Raw genomic sequence first — 16,671 nt, forward strand, 5'->3', positions numbered from 1 at the left:
TCATTGTTTCACTATCCACAGGATGAGAATTAACACGCCGCATAATGCCAATAGTCCATGCCCGAGTACCATTAGTTTTGAAGGAGGAACGCCCTTAATATCCTTCAGGAAAATATAAATACCGCCCATTGCAGCAAGAATAAAAATGGCAAGTGCCGCTAAAGGTAAAGAATAGAAAAAAGCCAGTACGACAAAAAATAGAATACTGATTGCCCCCAGACTCCCATGCGCAATAGCCACACCCTTAGGCGTTTCCCTATTGCTAAACACATAACTGGCGAGATAGATGCCACCCAAAGCCGTTAAACAAAACAAAATGACTAATACTACTTGCATGCTGCTTCCTTATTATTCTTTAAAATTGGAGTTTACCGGGAGATTTTGCATTGCCGGGCCTTCCAGTACCTGCCCGTCAGGGCTGAAACGGCTACCGTGGCAAGGACAATCCCAGGTTTGTTCGCTATGATTCCAGTCTACAATACATTTCATATGCGGGCACACGGCCGATACCACATGAAGTTGGTTATTGGCGTCACGTGACACAGCAAATTTGGCCCGCTCCATCTCGATAATTTTTCCTTCACCCATTCGGATTTCTTTTACGAGCGGTTGTTTAATTTGCGGTAAGTCGCTTAAATATTGACTTAAAACATTCATATTTTCCTTAAAAAAGCTTGGCAAACTGGCAAGACTTGCTTTGCGATCTGCCTTGAATAAATGGTTGAGCTCATTATCTTTGCCAATAATCAAATTAGCAAGAATCAATCCCGCCAAACTACCATAAATCAAACCATCAGCGAAATAACCAGTAGCCATTAACACAGTTTGTGTTTTCTTATTACTAAAGCCGATATAGGGTATGGCGTCAGCTGATTGATAATGCTGTGCAGACCAGCGGTATTCCAGTTTGGCTTCAGGTTGGCTGGTGAGGAAATCCGACTCCAGTTCAATATAGTGTTTTTCGGGATTTTTTTCCTGCCCGGTCTTATGATGAGCACCAGAAATCAAAACAATCTGCGGCCTGTTGCTTGTATCACCGGCATGGGTAGATAACACATGATGGCTGTCAAAATTCCATAAATGCCCTTCTGGACATAAGGATTCTGGCATTTTAAAGCCACAAACATAACTTCGATAAGGGGCGGTGAAGGTTTGTATCGCATGCACTCCGATTGGTGTATGGGTGGCCAGAATAATTTTCTCTGCGCGGACTTGATTATGCGATGTATAAAGTACAGGATGAGAATCTTCCTTAATGGAAAGTACGCGTGTATTTTCAAAGATCATGCAGCCTGCCTTTTGTAACTTATCCGCAAGTGCTTTGACATAGCGTAAAGGATTGAAGCGTGCCTGGTTTGGCATCACAATGGCCCTTTGAAAAGGGAAATGGAAGGGCAGCTCGGAAACCTCCTCAAATCCAAGGCCCATTCTGCGGAACACATCGACTTCATTATCAAAGACAGATTTCTTCGGCCCATTACTATAGCTATACCAGGGGCGAGGAGAAAAATTGCAATTAAGTTGCTCATTATTGACGTTCGTTTCAATTAACTGAATAGCAGCTTGCCGAGCCTGAGCGACTGCTTTGGCGGTTTCGAGGTCAAAGTTTTTTTCTATCTGCTGATAAAGCGGCTGTACTGCGGTGTAAAGATTTCCTGTCGAGCGGCTAGTCGTATAGCCTCCTATTTGATCTGCTTCCAGAATAGCTACTTTTTTCCCAGCGTTAATCAGATAAAGGGCCGTTGTGATCCCTGTAATGCCGGCACCGACAATTGCAATTTCAACATCGAGATCCTGATCCAAAGCGCTTGCAGGCTGCGAGCTCAATTCCAGTGCATTCCACATTGAGATTCCGTCCATGATACATCCTCCCTGACTGAATATTTCACAGTCCCTTATTTCACTATAGCATTGTGCGCTTAAAAATGAGTTAATAGCCGATTGCCTGAATACTACTATGCAAAGGAGATTCGTATGCTAGTTAAATTTGTCAGTGATGCCTATGAAAATATTGTGATGTTTGAAAAAGTAGCTAAGGAATTGATAAGCATGATGGGTCATTCCGGCGAAATACCCGGCGCCCTTACGGAAGAGCAGATTCCAGAAGCTTTGGCCATGTTACAATCCGCTCTCGAAAAACAGCGGCAGGCTCCCTCGAAACAGGGTTTCGATGATGAGGAAGAAGAAAAGCCGGTTAGCTTGTCAAATCGGGCATTTCCTTTGGTTAATATGTTGAAATCGGCTGCCCGGGAAAAAGCGGATGTGCTTTGGGACTATCAATAATCAACTAAATGCTTAATCATTCAGCTCAGCTCCGCAAAAGGCGCGGGTGCGGGTTTCCAATTAGCCATTGATTAAATTCAGCTAGTCATCGCGGAAGAGGGGTGGAGACATTGCCATTTAAGTTAGGGACTTCTGTCATTCCCGCGAAAGGCGGGAATCTATTCCTCAATCGACATTGTGGCTAGCTCAGAGATGGATCCCCGCCTTTCGCGGGGATGACAGTTTAATACACAATTGAGCTTAACTTAATGGCAGTGAGGGTTGGGGAGAGGGAATAACACGAATGAATGTTTAGAAAGGCTGCAGGCCTAACATTTTCAGCCAATCCTCTCTAAATCGTCTACTATTAACAATGGATAGTCACGACGAGAATAATAATGAAACTCATTCCAATCTGTCTTTGTTTATCCTTAAATTGCCTGGTGATGGCTGCTTATGCCGCTGATGACGATTTTGATATGGATGTTTGCATACAGGAAACGGTGCGAGACTGTCAGGAGTCGGTGTGCATCCAGGGCAGCAATTCCGATTGTCTCCAACAGTGTCAAAAAGATGCGGAAGAAAAATGTGCAGAGCTGTCTAAGCAATCGCTTTAATAAAAAAAAGCCCCTGAAGCGGGGCTTTTGAAAGAAAACTATAAATTAGCTAACTGTGCATCCAGAACTTGGAGCATCGTCTTCGATTAAACGTCTGGAGTCAGCTCTATCAGAAGGCTGTGAATGAGGTGAGCCATATGAGGAGTGACCATCGTAGCCATGACCATGAGTTTGCCTAGTCTGGTGCTGCCGCTCAGATTTTTTCTCTGCACCCAACCCTTTCCCATGCATTTTGCTGTGAGAGGTGCCAAAGCCTTTTTCCACATCCGCTTCTTCTTTGCTTGAGCATCCAGAAGTCAAAGCACGTCCAATTGCGGCAATCCCATCAACTACCAGCACAGGGAGGCTAATCATGATGTTAAAGGCTGTATAAGCGAGTGCTCCCGCAGTAATCACTCCCAAGAGCATGGCAACATTTGCATATCGTAGTGTTTCAGCAAAAGCTGATGCAGCGACAGCGAAGGGTGACAGCGCTAATTGCAAGGGTCGGGCGACAAAAATCGAGAGCAGTTTGTTGCCGAATCCTTCAGGAAGGGGCCCAAAAATTGCCCTGCCGAAAGCTTGCGCGGTATGTTTAACCCGGGTAAACCCTGTGGAGGATAGATACTCATTACGAATGTCTTCATCAATAAGGCGGTTAATCTCCTCTTCTGTGATTTCGGGGGCTTGTCTTCCAAAGGCCTGAGCCATCATGGTTTCGAATGCCCTTTCCTCCATAGCTTTCCTCATTTTTTCACCAAATACTTGTTGGCGAAGCTGTTCTCTCGTCATCGCACGTACTTGTTCAACGGTGATATCAGGAAGTGCGGTGCGCTCCACTCGAATGCCTCGTGCTTCCATTTCATCCCATTCGGCTTTTTGCATAGCGATAAGTTCGACTGTCAGGAGCATTGTGCTGCGCACTTTTTCCAAGTATTGAGTTTCAGCAGCTACGAAGTTCACCGGATCATTTCGATAATCCTTAGCGACTTTGTCCAATTTGCTGGAAGTGACAAAGTTGGTAAAGTTAGCAGCGGCTGAACGCATCAGGGAAGTTAAACCATGAACCATACCGAATGGGATCAGATACAGAAGGCTGGTGAGCAGAACGACCACTGCAATTGCTCCATCCACGGCAATGGCGAAGGCTTTTAAGGGTTGCGGATAGCGGTTTTTAGCATTAAAAATGTACTTGAATGCGTTCAGAAAATATTTTATGGCCGACGTAAATCCACTAATCGGATCTTTAGCCATTTCATTGATAAGATTGGTATTATTTTCAAATGCTTTCAGAAGTTGAAAGGGAACCTGGATCTCAAGGCCAGTATAGTCAAAATAGGGGCGTAAGGCCTGGTCATGTTGAAGCCGGTCGGGGTGAAGAGTAAGCGCTAATTTCTTGTATAAGTCTTTTCTTGCTTTTGTTTTTGCGTTATCAAATTCCTCTGCCAATGCTTTTTTACGTAGAAAGTTATCGCCATGAATTTCCGCAAATTCCATTCTGGTTTCTTCTTCAATCGCTTGAAAAGCACCATCCAAAATCTTGTTGATGTTATCAAGAATAGCCTTTTGAACATTCTCGACTCTATTAGCAGGTATCTTCACACCTTCTTGATAATCTCTGGGAAGCGTTACTGTTTCTTGCAGCATCTGCAAAAGATTTGCTTTAACTTGCCTGGCTATTTGTTCAACTGACATACCAACTCCTAAGGTAAAAAATCTGAAAAAATTATAAACTGACTTGCTTAAGGTTTTATTAATAAGGCGCATATTGGTGGATAAAATTTTATCACACTGAGGCTCAAATTAACAAGATATTTGATCAATACGACTGCCAGGTCTACTCACAAAAAAAATCAGCATCGAAGAAAATGATTTTTTGGTACAATTATTCGGAATTAACTAACTAAAGAAAAATGCTATGCCTTCTTTTGATATTGTCTCCGAAATCAACCTGGTGGAGCTGCGTCACGCAGTCGACAATGCCATCAGAGAAATGGGAACACGCTTTGATTTTCGCGGCGTTGAATCCAGCATCGAACTGAAAGAGCTAACCGTTACCTTAAAATCAGAATCCGACTTTCAGGTTAGGCAACTTGAAGATTTATTTCGTAATCACTGCACCAAACGTAATGTGAGTTTAGTCGGTGTGGAAATCGAAGATAAGCCCATTCATACCGGAAAAACCTATTCTCTGAATATGAAATTCAAGCAGGGAATTGATCAACCCGCAGCCAAGGAACTCATTAGTCTTATTAAGGACGCCAAGCTTAAGGTTCAGACTTCTATTCAGGGTGATAAAGTACGGGTGAACGGCAAAAAACGCGATGATTTGCAGGAAGTCATTGCCTTATTAAAAAAGGAAAAAGTGCCTGTGGAATTACAGTTTGAGAACTTTCGCGATTAAGTCCCGGCCTGCTCTCCCGCGCTCCAACCCTCACTGCCATTAAGTTAAGCTTAGATGTATATAAACTGTCCTCCCCGCGAAGGCGGGGATCCATCTCTGCGCTAGCTATAATGCCAATTGAGAAATAGATTCCCGCCTTCGCGGGAAGGACAAAACTCTTAACTTAATAGCAGTGTCCCCAACCCTTCCGCGAAAAACATAAGTATTTTGCTTAAATTTCTTCCGCGGGCGGGGGGCTTCTTCCTACACAATTGATCTTTTGGAGTCAAGGAAAGCTTAAGTAAACTAAAGCTTTATGTGCGGTACGCAAGCGAATGGGGAAGAAGGGCACCGTATATAGCCACAAAAACCATCACCTTTGCTTTTTATCATTATTATCGCGAACTCATTAATATTGGTCTATTATAAAACATATAGGTAATGACTTATCCTGGCTGAACCAAAATCAAGTGTAGGATAGGGAGATTGCAGTTGAAATGTGGTGTGCTCCTGGGGCAGCAGGTTGCCTAAAGCATTTCATAGATCGCCATAATAATGTTTTAGTTGCGGCTCAGAGACTCAGGAGAGCCATTGCCTGTATCACTAATGTGTATTGTAAAGCAAGTTCAAGCTTCTGAAGTTCTCGATTATTTTCGTTTATAAAGATAAAAACTCATTGAATAGGCATTTTTCTCATCCTGCACATGCTCCGCAATTTTCTCACAAATCCATTCATCCTGATTAATCGCTGGAAAAAACACATCCGCATCAAAGCGATGATGAATCTGCGTCAGATAAATCTGCTGTGCCTGTGGCAGAATTTGCTGATAAATACTGGCGCCACCGATGATCATTACTTCTGGTGCTGCCGGAGTGAGTTTCAGCGCCTCTTCCAGGGAGTGAGCTACCTCAATCTCAGCTGCGGGTACAGACGAGCGGCTAATCACAATGTTTTGACGGCCTGGAAGCGCTTTTCCGATGGAGGCGAAGGTTTTTCGTCCCATGATAATCGGTTTACCTAAAGTCATTTGCTTGAAAAATTTCAGATCAGCCGGTAGATGACAGAGCAGCTGATTGTTCTTACCCAGCCCCTGGGCTTCGTCAACGGCTGCAATTAAGCTAATTAGTGTCATATTGTGCTCTTTGTTGGGCCATAGCCAATGCGGTTTTTACGGCGGCAAGCAGACTACCGCAAGCCGCTTTGCCTGTGCCCGCCAATTCCAGCGCCGTTCCATGATCTACCGAGGTGCGAATAATCGGCAAACCCAGGCTAATATTCACAGCATCACCAAAGCCTGCATATTTCAGCACCGGTAAGCCCTGATCATGATACATGGCGACAAAGGCATCGGCCTTGTGATGAGGAGTGAACATTGTGTCTGCAGGAAAGGGGCCGTGAACCTCAATACCTGCGGCCTGCAATTGCCGCAGTGCGGGGATGATTACATCGATTTCTTCGCGGCCCAGATAGCCGCTTTCACCGGCATGGGGATTTAAACCTGCCACTGCAATTTGCGGATTTTTAATACCGAAATCAGTCTGCAGCGATTGATGCAATTGGCGAATCACGGATTGTAAAAGCGCTCCATCAATCGCGTCAGCAACTGCACGCAGTGGCAAATGCGTAGTAACCAAGGCGACACGCATCGCTTCACAGGCCAACATCATAACCACGGTATCCGCTTTACAGCGCTCGGCTAAAAACTCTGTATGCCCTGTAAATGGAATACCGGTCTGATTAATAATGGCTTTATGCACTGGGGCGGTCACTAAGGCTGCGAACTCACCGGCGAGACAGGCATCAATGCCTTCCGAGAGCATCTGGATAACCATTGGCGCGTTTTGCGGGTTAAGCTCACCAGGCTTTACTTTTTTTGCACAAGAAAACGGCAACACCTGGAGACTGCCTCGGCGAGGCGTGAATGAAGCACTGCTTTGAAAAACTTCCAATTCCACCGCAAGATTTAACTGGCGGGCGCGCTCGGCTAAAACATCGGGATCGCCCGCGATCACCACCGGATATTCTTCCTCTGCTAAAGCGAGGCAAATATCCGGGCCGATTCCGGCTGGTTCACCACTGCTGAGCAGCAGAGGCCTCATGCCAATTCCTTATCCATAATTTTGATGTAGGCATCGGTACGTAAATGCTGCTGCCAGTTCTGCACGGCTTCAGTAAATTTCTTCTGCTGCAGGAATTGACGAACCTGTTGCCTTTGATACGAGGCGGAATCATCCACTTTTTTCCGCTCCAGCACCTCGATTAAATGCCAGCCAAAGACTGATTTTACCGGTTTGCTGACCTTATGCAGCGGCAAGCCGTCCATTGCCTTTTCAAACTCAGGAACTAACTCTCCTGGGGTAACCCAGCCCAAATCACCGCCTTTAACCGCACTGGCGGCATCCAGTGAATATTGTTTGGCTAGCAGGGCAAAGTCTTTGCCGGATTTGATTTGCTGATAGAGGTTATTGGCTTGTCGGCTTGCTTCAGCAGGAGTCAGACTGGAGTCGGATTTAAGCAGAATATGACGTACGTGGGTTTTTACCACTTCATGCTTACCATTATCTCCGCCAATGGCAGTGAGCTTGATTAACTGATAACCATTTCCGGTGCGAATCGGGCCGGCAATCTGGCCTGCCTTCATTTTGGTTACTTCGCTGACAAATACATCCGGTAATTCCGCTAAATGACGCTCACCCAGATCACCGCCCTCCAATGCAAATTCCCCACTGGATTCGGCGATGGCAATCTGACTGAAGTCAGCGCCCTGGCGAAGTTTTTTCAGAAGATCGCTGGCTTTTTTCTCAGCACTTTTTAATTGATCGGTGGTGGGTTCCTCAGGTAAGGGAATAACAATATTTTGCAGATGATAAGTCAGTTGGCTTTTATCCTGCTGATAAGAGGTCTTCAGGAAATCCTCTACCTGCTGATTGGTGATGTTGAGATCCCGGCCAACCGCTTTTTGCTGCAGTCTGCCCAAAAGAATTTCCTTGCGAATATTTTCGCGATAGTTATTCCAGCTTAAGCCCTGATTTTCTACGGCCTCACGCAAGTCGGTCAGTGAAATATGATTGGTTTCGGCAATCTTGGAAATTGCCTCATTCAACTCGGAATTATCAATGCTGATATCATTTTGCTTTGCTAATTGCAGCTGTAAATCCACATCAATCAGATGCTGCAAAACCTGTTTACGCAATACCTTATCGGAAGGAACCTGCATATTTTTGGCTTCGTACTGCTTCTTTAGAATACTGACCTGCTGATTTAATTCACTGGAAGTAATGACACCATCGTTAACAACGGCGACCACTCTATCCAATGGCTCAGCAAACAGTGTGGGTGTATAAAAGGATATCAGCAGACTCAATACTGCGAAACGTTTAAACATGCCTGGTTTCCTCATTTTATTTTTTCTGCGATTTTGGGTTATTTTTAAACAAAATACAAGTCGTAATCAATATTATACAAATCAATTAGTAACGATGAAAACTGTCTCGATAACCCGGAATATAAGTATGAATAATGGTCGCAGGATCACTATTCCCCACTGAACCCAGGCCTTTAAGCAAGAGTTGCAGATACACATTATCATTGTACTGAGGCCGCGCAGCCTGGCTTAAACTCTTGAACGCGCGTCCTCCTACTAATCTGACTGCCCAGCAGCAATTGTCATATTGAATGCCCATAAAAGTCATCATGTCATAGCGTTTGCTGATATTGTAACTGAAAGCACCTAATGTACTCCATGCGTCATTAATTGGCCAGGCAAACGAGGCTGAGGCCTGGTGCAGCGCATTTTTCTGCAGGGGTATTTCAGAAAGCTCCACTATATCGCCATTAACCAGATAGGTATATCCCAGCGTTATAATTTTATTGACTTCGGGCTGGTAATGAAAATTAATATTGCCGTTATCCGTTGAGCGAGTATGCGGATCCCAGACATAGTCACCGGTAACTACCCAGGAGGGATTCAGGCGATACAAGGCTCGAGAGGCAATAGGCGAATAATCTGTTGTGGGTGAGAGATAACCCAGAGTGTAAGGTACATCTTTGCAATAGCCGGTGGGCGACTGACAAAGCTGGACGCGGCGATTGGCAAAATAACGGCTTTGCCCAATAGTAAAACTGGCTTTTTCAGCACCTGTTTCATCAGAAAGAAAACGGGAGGTCACCGCATAGGATAATTGATTGGTATCGCCGATGCGATCATAACCGGAAAAGCGATTAGTCCTGAACAATTGATCCGCATTGAAAATGGTATAAGCCGAATCATAGACTGGTATTTCAGTCTGATTATGAAAAGGAACATAGAGATAAAACAGACGCGGTTCCAGCGTTTGATTAAACGCCTGGCCGAACAGACTGCTTGAGCGATCAAAATAAAGACCGCTGTCCAGGTAATAACGGGGGGTCGTATTGTTAAAATCCCGATTGATGTCGCTGTAATAACGACGTACATCATAGTAATTTTCAACCAGCTCGATATTAGGAGTGATATAGCCCCAGGGTCGAAGTTGTGGAAAAGATAATATCGGATTGAAGTAATAGCGCGGTCCCTCTGGCTGATAATACAAACTGTTCGGCCAGTCAAAATTATCGAATTGACCGTGCAGACTCAAATTGCCGTTAAAGGGTAAATCCTCATAGACGCCATGAGCCATCAATTGCGGTAAACGCTGATAAATATCAGCAATTCTCGATTCATTAATCGGTTGCAGAGTCTGATAGCTTTGCAGCAAACCGCGAAACAGCCAGTGTTCCGTTGTATAATCCAGTTCGCCTTCACGTAACAGCTGCCGCTCAGTCAGTACAGCGAGATTACTGCTGAAATCCTGCAGATAATAATCATCCGAGACCTGCTGATAATTAATTCTGAGGTTGAGATTTGGATTAATTCGCGTCAAATCAAAGAATTGCAGCGACCAGCGATCTTTTGACAAACCGCGCAGTTCGGGAAAATCCAGTTGATTGTCATGCAAAAAATCAGCATAGGCGCGGTCGTGCGGTAAAAAACGGCCATTGATGTTTCCACTGGAGTTTTCAGTAAGATAACGGAATTGCCCGCCCATCATTAATCCGCGCCGGGTATACAGATGAGGGATAATAGTGGCGTCATAATTGGGGGCCATATTCCAGTAATAAGGCAGTGAGAAATCAAAGCCGCCCACATTGGAGTAGCCCTTGGTAGGGAGTAAAAAACCTGATTTTCTATCTTTAGAAGTGGGAAAACTTAAATAAGGAGTATACAGAACAGGCACACGCCGGATTAAAAGCTGGGCATTACGAGCTACCCCCATTTTCTCAGAGTCATCCAGGGTGATTTTTTCAGCGCGTATTTCCCAGGCTCTATCCTGAGGTGCACAGGTGCTGTAAGTCGCCTTATTCAGATAATAATCCTTATTGGCAAAGCGCTCAATGAGGCTGGCTCGTCCCCAGGCCGGCAGGATAGAACCTTGTTTCCGCGTATTAAAACGGTAAATAACATCTTCTGCCTTACCTGACTTGTCCTGCATATTAATGGTAACTTTGCGGGCGACCATCAATCGGCCTGGCTCGAGATAGCGGACATTGCCTAATAATTCAACATGGGTAATTTCATTGGTTTTGTCATCTCGATACACATAAGCCGTTTGGGCGTTAACAATGCGCTCATTCTGCTGAACGGTTACATCTCCCGATAAGGTAGAACGACCCTCGCGGTAAAAGGATACATTATCCGCCTGCAGGCGAATTTCATCCTCGTCCAATGGCGGAATGCTCATCTCAGTATAGTTGCCGCGACAAACCGGAACTGCTGCATTGGGTTGCCAATTAAGGCAGCGCGCAAATAAGGCGCGGTTATAGTCGTTATCTTCCATATTGGGTTTGATAACACAGGCTTGCACAGGCTCAATGATGGCAGTTTCCGCATTGACGCTTCGGAAATAAAACAGGCCGGCAGAAACCGCAGCCAATAGACTACCTGCGCAAAACGCGCGGGAAATCGTTTTGCTGTTCATTGATAGGATCTTCTGATAAAACCTGATTTTCACCGTCACCAAAATACCTTATGATCCACGAGCACAAAGTGCACAACATTTTAATGATTGCTGATGCTTCAGCAGTCTATGAACAAGGTTTTGGAGTATAGCATGCAAGAACGGGAAAACGCACTGCACAATTGGTTAAAACCCTGGGTAGGCGGAGAGTATGAAATCAAACCTTTGACTGGCGATGCCAGTTTCAGGCGTTATTTCCGAATTGAATATGCCAATTTCAAAGGGATCATTATGGATGCTCCCCCAGAAAAGGAAAAAATCAATTCCTTTCTGGCTATTGCCGAATTATTGAACCGTTATGGTTTGCGCTCCCCCAGGATATTCAGGGCCGATGAGACGCTGGGCTTTATTGTACTTGAAGATTTTGGCGACCAGTTGCTTCTGGCACATTTGCAGGCAGACACTGTGGATGAATGGTATGCGGTGGCGATTGATAATATATTGCGCTTACAGCAATGTGCCGTAGGCAACTTACCGGTATTTAATACTGGCTTCATGCTTCAGGAGTTGTCTCTTTTTAATGAATGGTTTGTTGATGCCTATTTGAAACTGAAGCTTGACGAGTCGGAACAACATTTGTTGGCGAATACCTTTGACTGGCTGGTTGAGCAGTTGTCTGCTCAGCCGCAGACCATGATTCATCGTGATTTTCATTCACGTAACCTGATGATTCTGAGTGACAGGCCAAAAGAATTGGGCCTGATTGATTTTCAGGATGCCATGAAAGGCCCTTGCACCTATGATTTGGTTTCCTTATTAAAAGATTGTTATATTCAATGGCCCAGGGAGCGGGTTCATGAATGGGTCAAATGTTTCTATGATCAGTCCACGCTGACGGAAGAGATGAGTCTCAAAGAGTTTCAGCGTGCATTTGATTTATGTGGTTTGCAAAGGCATTTGAAAGTGCTTGGTGTTTTCTCCAGGCTTTATTTGCGCGATAATAAGCCGGGTTACTTAAAAGATTTGCCATTAACTCTCCATTATGTACTTGATTGTCTTGAGAGTTATGAGGAATTGAAACCATTCTACCAATTTATTCAACGAAGGATCCATTTGCCATGAAAACTGCGATGATTTTGGCGGCAGGAAGAGGAGAGCGACTAAAACCCCTTACCAAAACCTGCCCCAAAGCAATGTGCCGTGTTCAGGGCATGCCTTTAATCGAGTACCATGTCAACAATCTGGCCTCTGCGGGTTTTAAGAAAATTATTGTCAATCACGCCTATCTTGGAAGTCAGATCCGGCATCACCTGCAGGATGGCAGCCGTTGGGGGGTGGATATCCATTATTCACCTGAGCCACCAGGGGGGTTGGAGACAGGCGGAGGTATTATCAATGCATTGCCTTTATTGGGTAATACGCCATTTCTTACTGTAAACGCCGATATATTTACCGATTTTGATTTTTCAAATATCCAGTTGCCGAAAGGATCGCTTGCGCATCTGGTTCTGGTCGATAATCCCGCTCATAATGGCAGGGGGGATTTCGGTTTGAATGAAAACCTGAAAGTTAGTAATGAGGATAAAAAATACACCTATTCGGGAATTGCCTGTTACCATCCCCAGTTTTTTGACCGGTATGAGCCTGGGCGTTTTTCAGTGACCCCTCTTTGGCGAGAGACTGCTGCAAAAGGCTTAATCAGCGGTGAGCATTATGCCGGCAGCTGGATAGATATAGGCTCTCTCGAACGCTGGCAGTTTGCTAATCAGACCCCTTCAAGAAAAATCTCCTCTCAGAATATGGGAGTGGACTAGGATCACTGCATTAAGTTAAGGAATTATGTCCTTCCCGCGAGGCATTGTTGCGTATGAAGATAGGAGCACAAAAAAGTGTCTTTGCGAGCGTTAGCGAAGCAATGCAGCTCCTTGCATTGCTCAAGTTCCGATCTGGATTGCTTCACTTTGTTCGCAAAGACGACAAACTAGTTGCTTAGTTCTACTCCCTCACAACTGACACTACCCTCCCATACCGGAGCTTGAGGTAGGTGCTTCCGGTTCCGGTTCTTGTCTTTGTTGAGCTTGTGCGGCTTGCTGGGCTTCGGCGCGTTTTTCCGGGTATCGATGCTGCGATACATTGATGTCAACGCCTTTTGAAGAAAGGGTCTTCTGAAAGCCCTGTTCCCTATCATTGATCATTTGTCCCAGTTTAACTGGATCCGCTTTGACTGGATTTCCCGCGGAGTCCTTTTTAATTTGTCCACTCTGATCGCATTCATAAATCATACTTCCCTTGCTCACCATATTTCTTTCAGCAAGCCAGGCATTAAGGGCTTTGTCCAGTGCATCCAGTAATGGCTCTCCTTTTTGGATAATATCCCCGTTCACTGAAAAACCACGCAATATTTTAGTTTGATCATTAAGCGCATAATCCAGTTTGATGCTGCCCTTGGCTAAACCCTTTATCGCTTCAATTGCTGCTTCAGCGAGATTATGCTGCAGATTTTGAAAGTCTGAGCGTACAGGCCCGTCACCGGATTGCGGCGAAGGTCTTTCTCTTTGCATTTCCACATTCTGACGATATTCTTCAAGCGACTTAAGCATGGTTTGTGCATCAGCCAGTTTACCCACCGCAGCCATTTTTTTAGTGGCTTGATCTACCAGATATCTTGCCGCTTCGGGCGTTGAGGCTACCTCGCCGGCTTGCTTGATTGCTTTAAAATAGGGCATATTTTCGGCAACTGTACTGCCCCTTTTGGTAGTTTTCAGCATGTCATTTAACTCACAGATAGGATGAATTCGTAATTGCTTGCAAGCCTTTTTTCTTTGGCAGGCAAGCAGTTACATTTGTCAAAAAATATAACAAAGTATAGCAAAAGAGTAACAGAGTAGCTTGATTAAAATAAGTTCCTCGATTGTTAAAGAATAGTAAATCAATCAAAAGGTGTCGCTATTTTATCTGTCACTGACGAGTAAGTTTTGTTTTTCATGGAATCAAAAGTAAACTCATCCACCTGAATGGCGTCCCAACGGGCTTTTTCTACTTTCATTAAAGTATCCATTTCTTCCTGGGTAAGTTCTCCTTTTGCAACCCGGGTCTCGAGAATGTCATGCAGTTTGTCAAACTCATAACGCTTTAAGCCGCCCACTTTCTGATACAAGCCGGCATTCTGGATTAGCAGTTGCAGGGTATCTTCCATACGATCAACGGGCTGACTGCTATCGCCACTCAAAAATACCCAGTGCTTGATAGTGTCGCGGTATTGGTTATTGCCCATCATTGAGCGCGCCAGCTTCTTGTCGAGCCGATCACAGGGATAACGCATGCTCTGCCCCAGAGGGAAGAGTAAAAATTGCACTAAACCGCCTATAATACGTGAAGGAAAATTCTGGCAGAAGTTAATCATTGCCTGTTGCGCATGATAAAAACAGTAAGAGGTTGCCCAAAGCGCATGCAGTTGCTGATCCGCATTGCCTTTGTCATTTTGATAAAGCCTTAGCGCTGCCATGGCCAGATATAAATACGACATAGCATCTGCCAAACGTGCCGACAGACGCTCTTTACGCTTCAACTCACCACCCAGATAAATCAGGGAGAGATCAGCGAGCCAGGCAAAGGCATGGCTTAACCGGGCTAATTTTCGATATTGTTTTTTCAGCGCATTATCTGGAGCGGCGATGAAAATACCACCGGTCCAGCCAGAACAAATACTTTTCGCAAAATTCTGCAGAAAATAATGAATATGCTGCCAAAGCAAATTACCGAATTCTTTTTTGTCTTCTTTGGCAATTGCATAAAACTCGTTTCGTACAAAGGGGTGGCAAGCCATCGAACCCTGGCCAAAGATCAGCAGGTTTCTTGACATAATATTCGCCCCTTCAACTGTCAGCGAAATGGGAAGACTGACATAGAAGCTGGTTAAGTAGTTTCGTGGTCCAACGACTACCGCACGGCCAGCATGCACATCCATTGCGTTGTTTATTACTTTACGTGCCAGCTCGGTATTAAAATACTTGGTTAAGGCCGAGGCAACAGAAGGTTTCATATGCTGATTCACGGCTGCGACTGTTAACAAACGCGTGGCGTTAACCAGATAACTCAAGCCGGCAATTTCAGCCAGTTTCTCTTCAATCCCTTCAAATTGACCAATCTCCACACTGAATTGCCGACGGATGCGCGCAAAAGCCCCGCTAACCAGATAACAAACGGAGGAGGAAGCCGCAGCCAGTGCCGGCAGGGAAATTGAACGTCCAATCGATAGACATTCCACCAGCATTTGCCAGCCATGACCAGCATTTTTCTGGCCGCCAATAATGGTATCAATAGGCACAAAGATATCTTTTCCACGAATGGTGCCGTTCATAAAGGGTTGATCTGCCGGTAAGTGGCGATTGCCAATTTCCAGATTTTCGGTATTTCTGGGGATTAATACGCAGGTAATCCCTTCTTCTCCGACCCCGTTTAACAGGCCTTGCGGGTCTTTGAGGTTAACTGCCAAACCGATTAAAGTGGCAACCGGAGACAGGGTAATCCAGCGTTTGTTCAAATTAATGGTTAAACCAAGAACATTCTGACCATTGATTTGTTTCTGAGTGACAATTGCTTCTGATTGAATGGAGGTCGCGTCACTTCCCGCACCAGGTTCAGTCAGCGCAAAGCAGGGGATATCAATCCCTTTTGCCAGATTTGGGAGATATTTTGCTTTTTGCTCATCCGTGCCGTAATAATGCAAGAGCTCGCCTGGGCCAAGAGAATTGGGAACCATCACTGTAACCGCCGCTACTCCAGAGCGGCTGGCAATTTTCATAACGATATCGGAATGAGCCCGTGCAGAAAATCCTTTACCACCGTACTCTTTGGCAATAACGAGGCCCAGAAAGCCTTTTTCCTTGATAAAATTCCATACGGTTTCTGGTAAATCCCTTTCCTGTCCAATGCTCCACTCATCCAGCATATTGCAGAGCGCTTGTGTTTCGTTGTCCAGAAAAGATTGTTCTTCAGGAGTCAGGTCTGAAGAAATAGCGGATAATTTTTCCCAGTCAGGTGAGCCTGTAAATATATCCTGTTCAATCCAGGTATCGCCGGTATTGAGTGCTTCTTCTTCAGTTTTCGACAGCTTTGGAATTGATTTGACCGAGCGCTTATAGATAAAGTCAACAAAGGCAGCTCTAACCGGCTCAACGTGTAATAGAATGACCGTCACAAGAATAGCCAGCCAAATTAAAATTCCTGGCAGCCAGTGCATGCCGATAAAAAAAGTAGCCAGAATCAGATAAACTGCCGAGCCAATCTCCCATACAATTGCGGGCAAACCGCGATACAAGATGATCAGAGTAAACACGAGATAGATTAGAAACAGAATTGTAGCCATGTTTATTCCTTTAATATTATTATGAGTTGCAAATGAGCAATTAAGCATTTGATTTTGTAGTATATACTCGTTACAGTTAATTTTGC

Annotated in this window: 14 protein-coding genes; 5 read left to right on the forward strand and 9 right to left on the reverse strand. The window is 44.8% G+C overall.

Translation table 11 applies throughout. The annotated features are described in order from the left end of the window. Complete coding sequence (locus tag B1207_RS05495; RefSeq protein WP_112218983.1) at positions 1–336, reverse strand: hypothetical protein; 336 nt, start codon at positions 334–336, stop codon at positions 1–3. Between the two features lie 12 nt (positions 337–348). After that, positions 349–1,860 (reverse strand): FAD-dependent oxidoreductase, encoded by a 1,512-nt coding sequence (locus B1207_RS05500; RefSeq protein WP_112218984.1) that lies wholly within the window; start codon positions 1,858–1,860, stop codon positions 349–351. Positions 1,861–1,974: 114 nt separating this feature from the next. Here B1207_RS05500 and B1207_RS05505 point away from each other — a divergent pair, with 114 nt between their 5' ends. Together B1207_RS05505 and B1207_RS05510 are read left to right on the forward strand one after the other, a co-directional pair. Then, positions 1,975–2,283, forward strand: coding sequence for a DUF1840 domain-containing protein (locus tag B1207_RS05505; protein ID WP_112218985.1), 309 nt, complete (start codon positions 1,975–1,977; stop codon positions 2,281–2,283). A gap of 377 nt (positions 2,284–2,660) precedes the next feature. Beyond that, positions 2,661–2,879 carry a hypothetical protein gene (locus B1207_RS05510; protein WP_112218986.1) on the forward strand — a complete coding sequence of 73 codons (219 nt, stop codon included), beginning with the start codon at positions 2,661–2,663 and terminating at the stop codon, positions 2,877–2,879. Between the two features lie 45 nt (positions 2,880–2,924). Here B1207_RS05510 and B1207_RS05515 read toward each other — a convergent pair whose 3' ends face one another. Next, positions 2,925–4,553, reverse strand: a complete 1,629-nt coding sequence (locus B1207_RS05515; RefSeq protein ID WP_112218987.1) for a hypothetical protein — start codon at positions 4,551–4,553, stop codon at positions 2,925–2,927. 223 nt (positions 4,554–4,776) lie between these two features. Here B1207_RS05515 and B1207_RS05520 point away from each other — a divergent pair, with 223 nt between their 5' ends. Next, the gene (locus tag B1207_RS05520) at positions 4,777–5,262 is read left to right on the forward strand and encodes a YajQ family cyclic di-GMP-binding protein (protein WP_112218988.1); all 486 of its coding nucleotides are present in this window, start codon (positions 4,777–4,779) and stop codon (positions 5,260–5,262) included. A 626-nt stretch (positions 5,263–5,888) separates the two neighbouring features. On the opposite strand, the gene B1207_RS05525 is transcribed toward B1207_RS05520, so the two are convergent. The 4 genes from B1207_RS05525 to B1207_RS05540 all read right to left on the reverse strand — a co-directional run bounded on the left by B1207_RS05525 (position 5,889) and on the right by B1207_RS05540 (position 11,238). Further along, positions 5,889–6,374, reverse strand: a complete 486-nt coding sequence (locus tag B1207_RS05525; RefSeq protein WP_112218989.1) for a dihydrofolate reductase — start codon at positions 6,372–6,374, stop codon at positions 5,889–5,891. After that, positions 6,361–7,341, reverse strand: a complete 981-nt coding sequence (gene pdxA / locus B1207_RS05530) for a 4-hydroxythreonine-4-phosphate dehydrogenase PdxA (protein WP_112218990.1) — start codon at positions 7,339–7,341, stop codon at positions 6,361–6,363. Before pdxA ends, B1207_RS05525 begins: the two co-directional genes overlap by 14 nt. Then, positions 7,338–8,627: a peptidylprolyl isomerase gene (locus B1207_RS05535; protein WP_112218991.1), complete on the reverse strand. Its 1,290-nt coding sequence runs from the start codon at positions 8,625–8,627 to the stop codon at positions 7,338–7,340. The genes pdxA and B1207_RS05535 overlap by 4 nt, the downstream gene beginning before the upstream one ends. A gap of 85 nt (positions 8,628–8,712) precedes the next feature. Continuing rightward, complete coding sequence (locus tag B1207_RS05540; protein ID WP_112218992.1) at positions 8,713–11,238, reverse strand: LPS-assembly protein LptD; 2,526 nt, start codon at positions 11,236–11,238, stop codon at positions 8,713–8,715. A gap of 132 nt (positions 11,239–11,370) precedes the next feature. On the opposite strand from B1207_RS05540, the gene B1207_RS05545 reads away from it, so the two are divergent. Next, entirely contained in the window at positions 11,371–12,339 is a 969-nt protein-coding gene (locus B1207_RS05545; RefSeq protein ID WP_112219022.1) for an aminoglycoside phosphotransferase family protein, read from the forward strand. Next, entirely contained in the window at positions 12,336–13,031 is a 696-nt protein-coding gene (murU, locus tag B1207_RS05550) for an N-acetylmuramate alpha-1-phosphate uridylyltransferase MurU (protein WP_112218993.1), read from the forward strand. The genes B1207_RS05545 and murU overlap by 4 nt, the downstream gene beginning before the upstream one ends. A gap of 201 nt (positions 13,032–13,232) precedes the next feature. Here murU and B1207_RS05555 read toward each other — a convergent pair whose 3' ends face one another. Together B1207_RS05555 and B1207_RS05560 are read right to left on the reverse strand one after the other, a co-directional pair. After that, on the reverse strand, positions 13,233–13,985 hold the full coding sequence (locus B1207_RS05555) for a hypothetical protein (protein WP_112218994.1): 753 nt from the start codon (positions 13,983–13,985) through the stop codon (positions 13,233–13,235). A gap of 161 nt (positions 13,986–14,146) precedes the next feature. Continuing rightward, positions 14,147–16,585 (reverse strand): acyl-CoA dehydrogenase, encoded by a 2,439-nt coding sequence (locus B1207_RS05560; protein ID WP_112218995.1) that lies wholly within the window; start codon positions 16,583–16,585, stop codon positions 14,147–14,149. Between the last annotated feature and the right edge of the window lie 86 nt (positions 16,586–16,671).

The organism is Legionella quinlivanii (assembly GCF_003265995.1).
Lineage (GTDB): Bacteria > Pseudomonadota > Gammaproteobacteria > Legionellales > Legionellaceae > Legionella_C > Legionella_C quinlivanii_A.

Coding starts and splice junctions, on each gene's coding strand:
- B1207_RS05495 (WP_112218983.1), bottom strand. CDS start 336: ATGCAAGTAGTATTAGTCATTTTGTTTTGTTTAACGGCTTTGGGTGGC.
- B1207_RS05500 (WP_112218984.1), bottom strand. CDS start 1,860: ATGGACGGAATCTCAATGTGGAATGCACTGGAATTGAGCTCGCAGCCT.
- B1207_RS05505 (WP_112218985.1), top strand. CDS start 1,975: ATGCTAGTTAAATTTGTCAGTGATGCCTATGAAAATATTGTGATGTTT.
- B1207_RS05510 (WP_112218986.1), top strand. CDS start 2,661: ATGAAACTCATTCCAATCTGTCTTTGTTTATCCTTAAATTGCCTGGTG.
- B1207_RS05515 (WP_112218987.1), bottom strand. CDS start 4,553: ATGTCAGTTGAACAAATAGCCAGGCAAGTTAAAGCAAATCTTTTGCAG.
- B1207_RS05520 (WP_112218988.1), top strand. CDS start 4,777: ATGCCTTCTTTTGATATTGTCTCCGAAATCAACCTGGTGGAGCTGCGT.
- B1207_RS05525 (WP_112218989.1), bottom strand. CDS start 6,374: ATGACACTAATTAGCTTAATTGCAGCCGTTGACGAAGCCCAGGGGCTG.
- pdxA (WP_112218990.1), bottom strand. CDS start 7,341: ATGAGGCCTCTGCTGCTCAGCAGTGGTGAACCAGCCGGAATCGGCCCG.
- B1207_RS05535 (WP_112218991.1), bottom strand. CDS start 8,627: ATGTTTAAACGTTTCGCAGTATTGAGTCTGCTGATATCCTTTTATACA.
- B1207_RS05540 (WP_112218992.1), bottom strand. CDS start 11,238: ATGAACAGCAAAACGATTTCCCGCGCGTTTTGCGCAGGTAGTCTATTG.
- B1207_RS05545 (WP_112219022.1), top strand. CDS start 11,371: ATGCAAGAACGGGAAAACGCACTGCACAATTGGTTAAAACCCTGGGTA.
- murU (WP_112218993.1), top strand. CDS start 12,336: ATGAAAACTGCGATGATTTTGGCGGCAGGAAGAGGAGAGCGACTAAAA.
- B1207_RS05555 (WP_112218994.1), bottom strand. CDS start 13,985: ATGCTGAAAACTACCAAAAGGGGCAGTACAGTTGCCGAAAATATGCCC.
- B1207_RS05560 (WP_112218995.1), bottom strand. CDS start 16,585: ATGGCTACAATTCTGTTTCTAATCTATCTCGTGTTTACTCTGATCATC.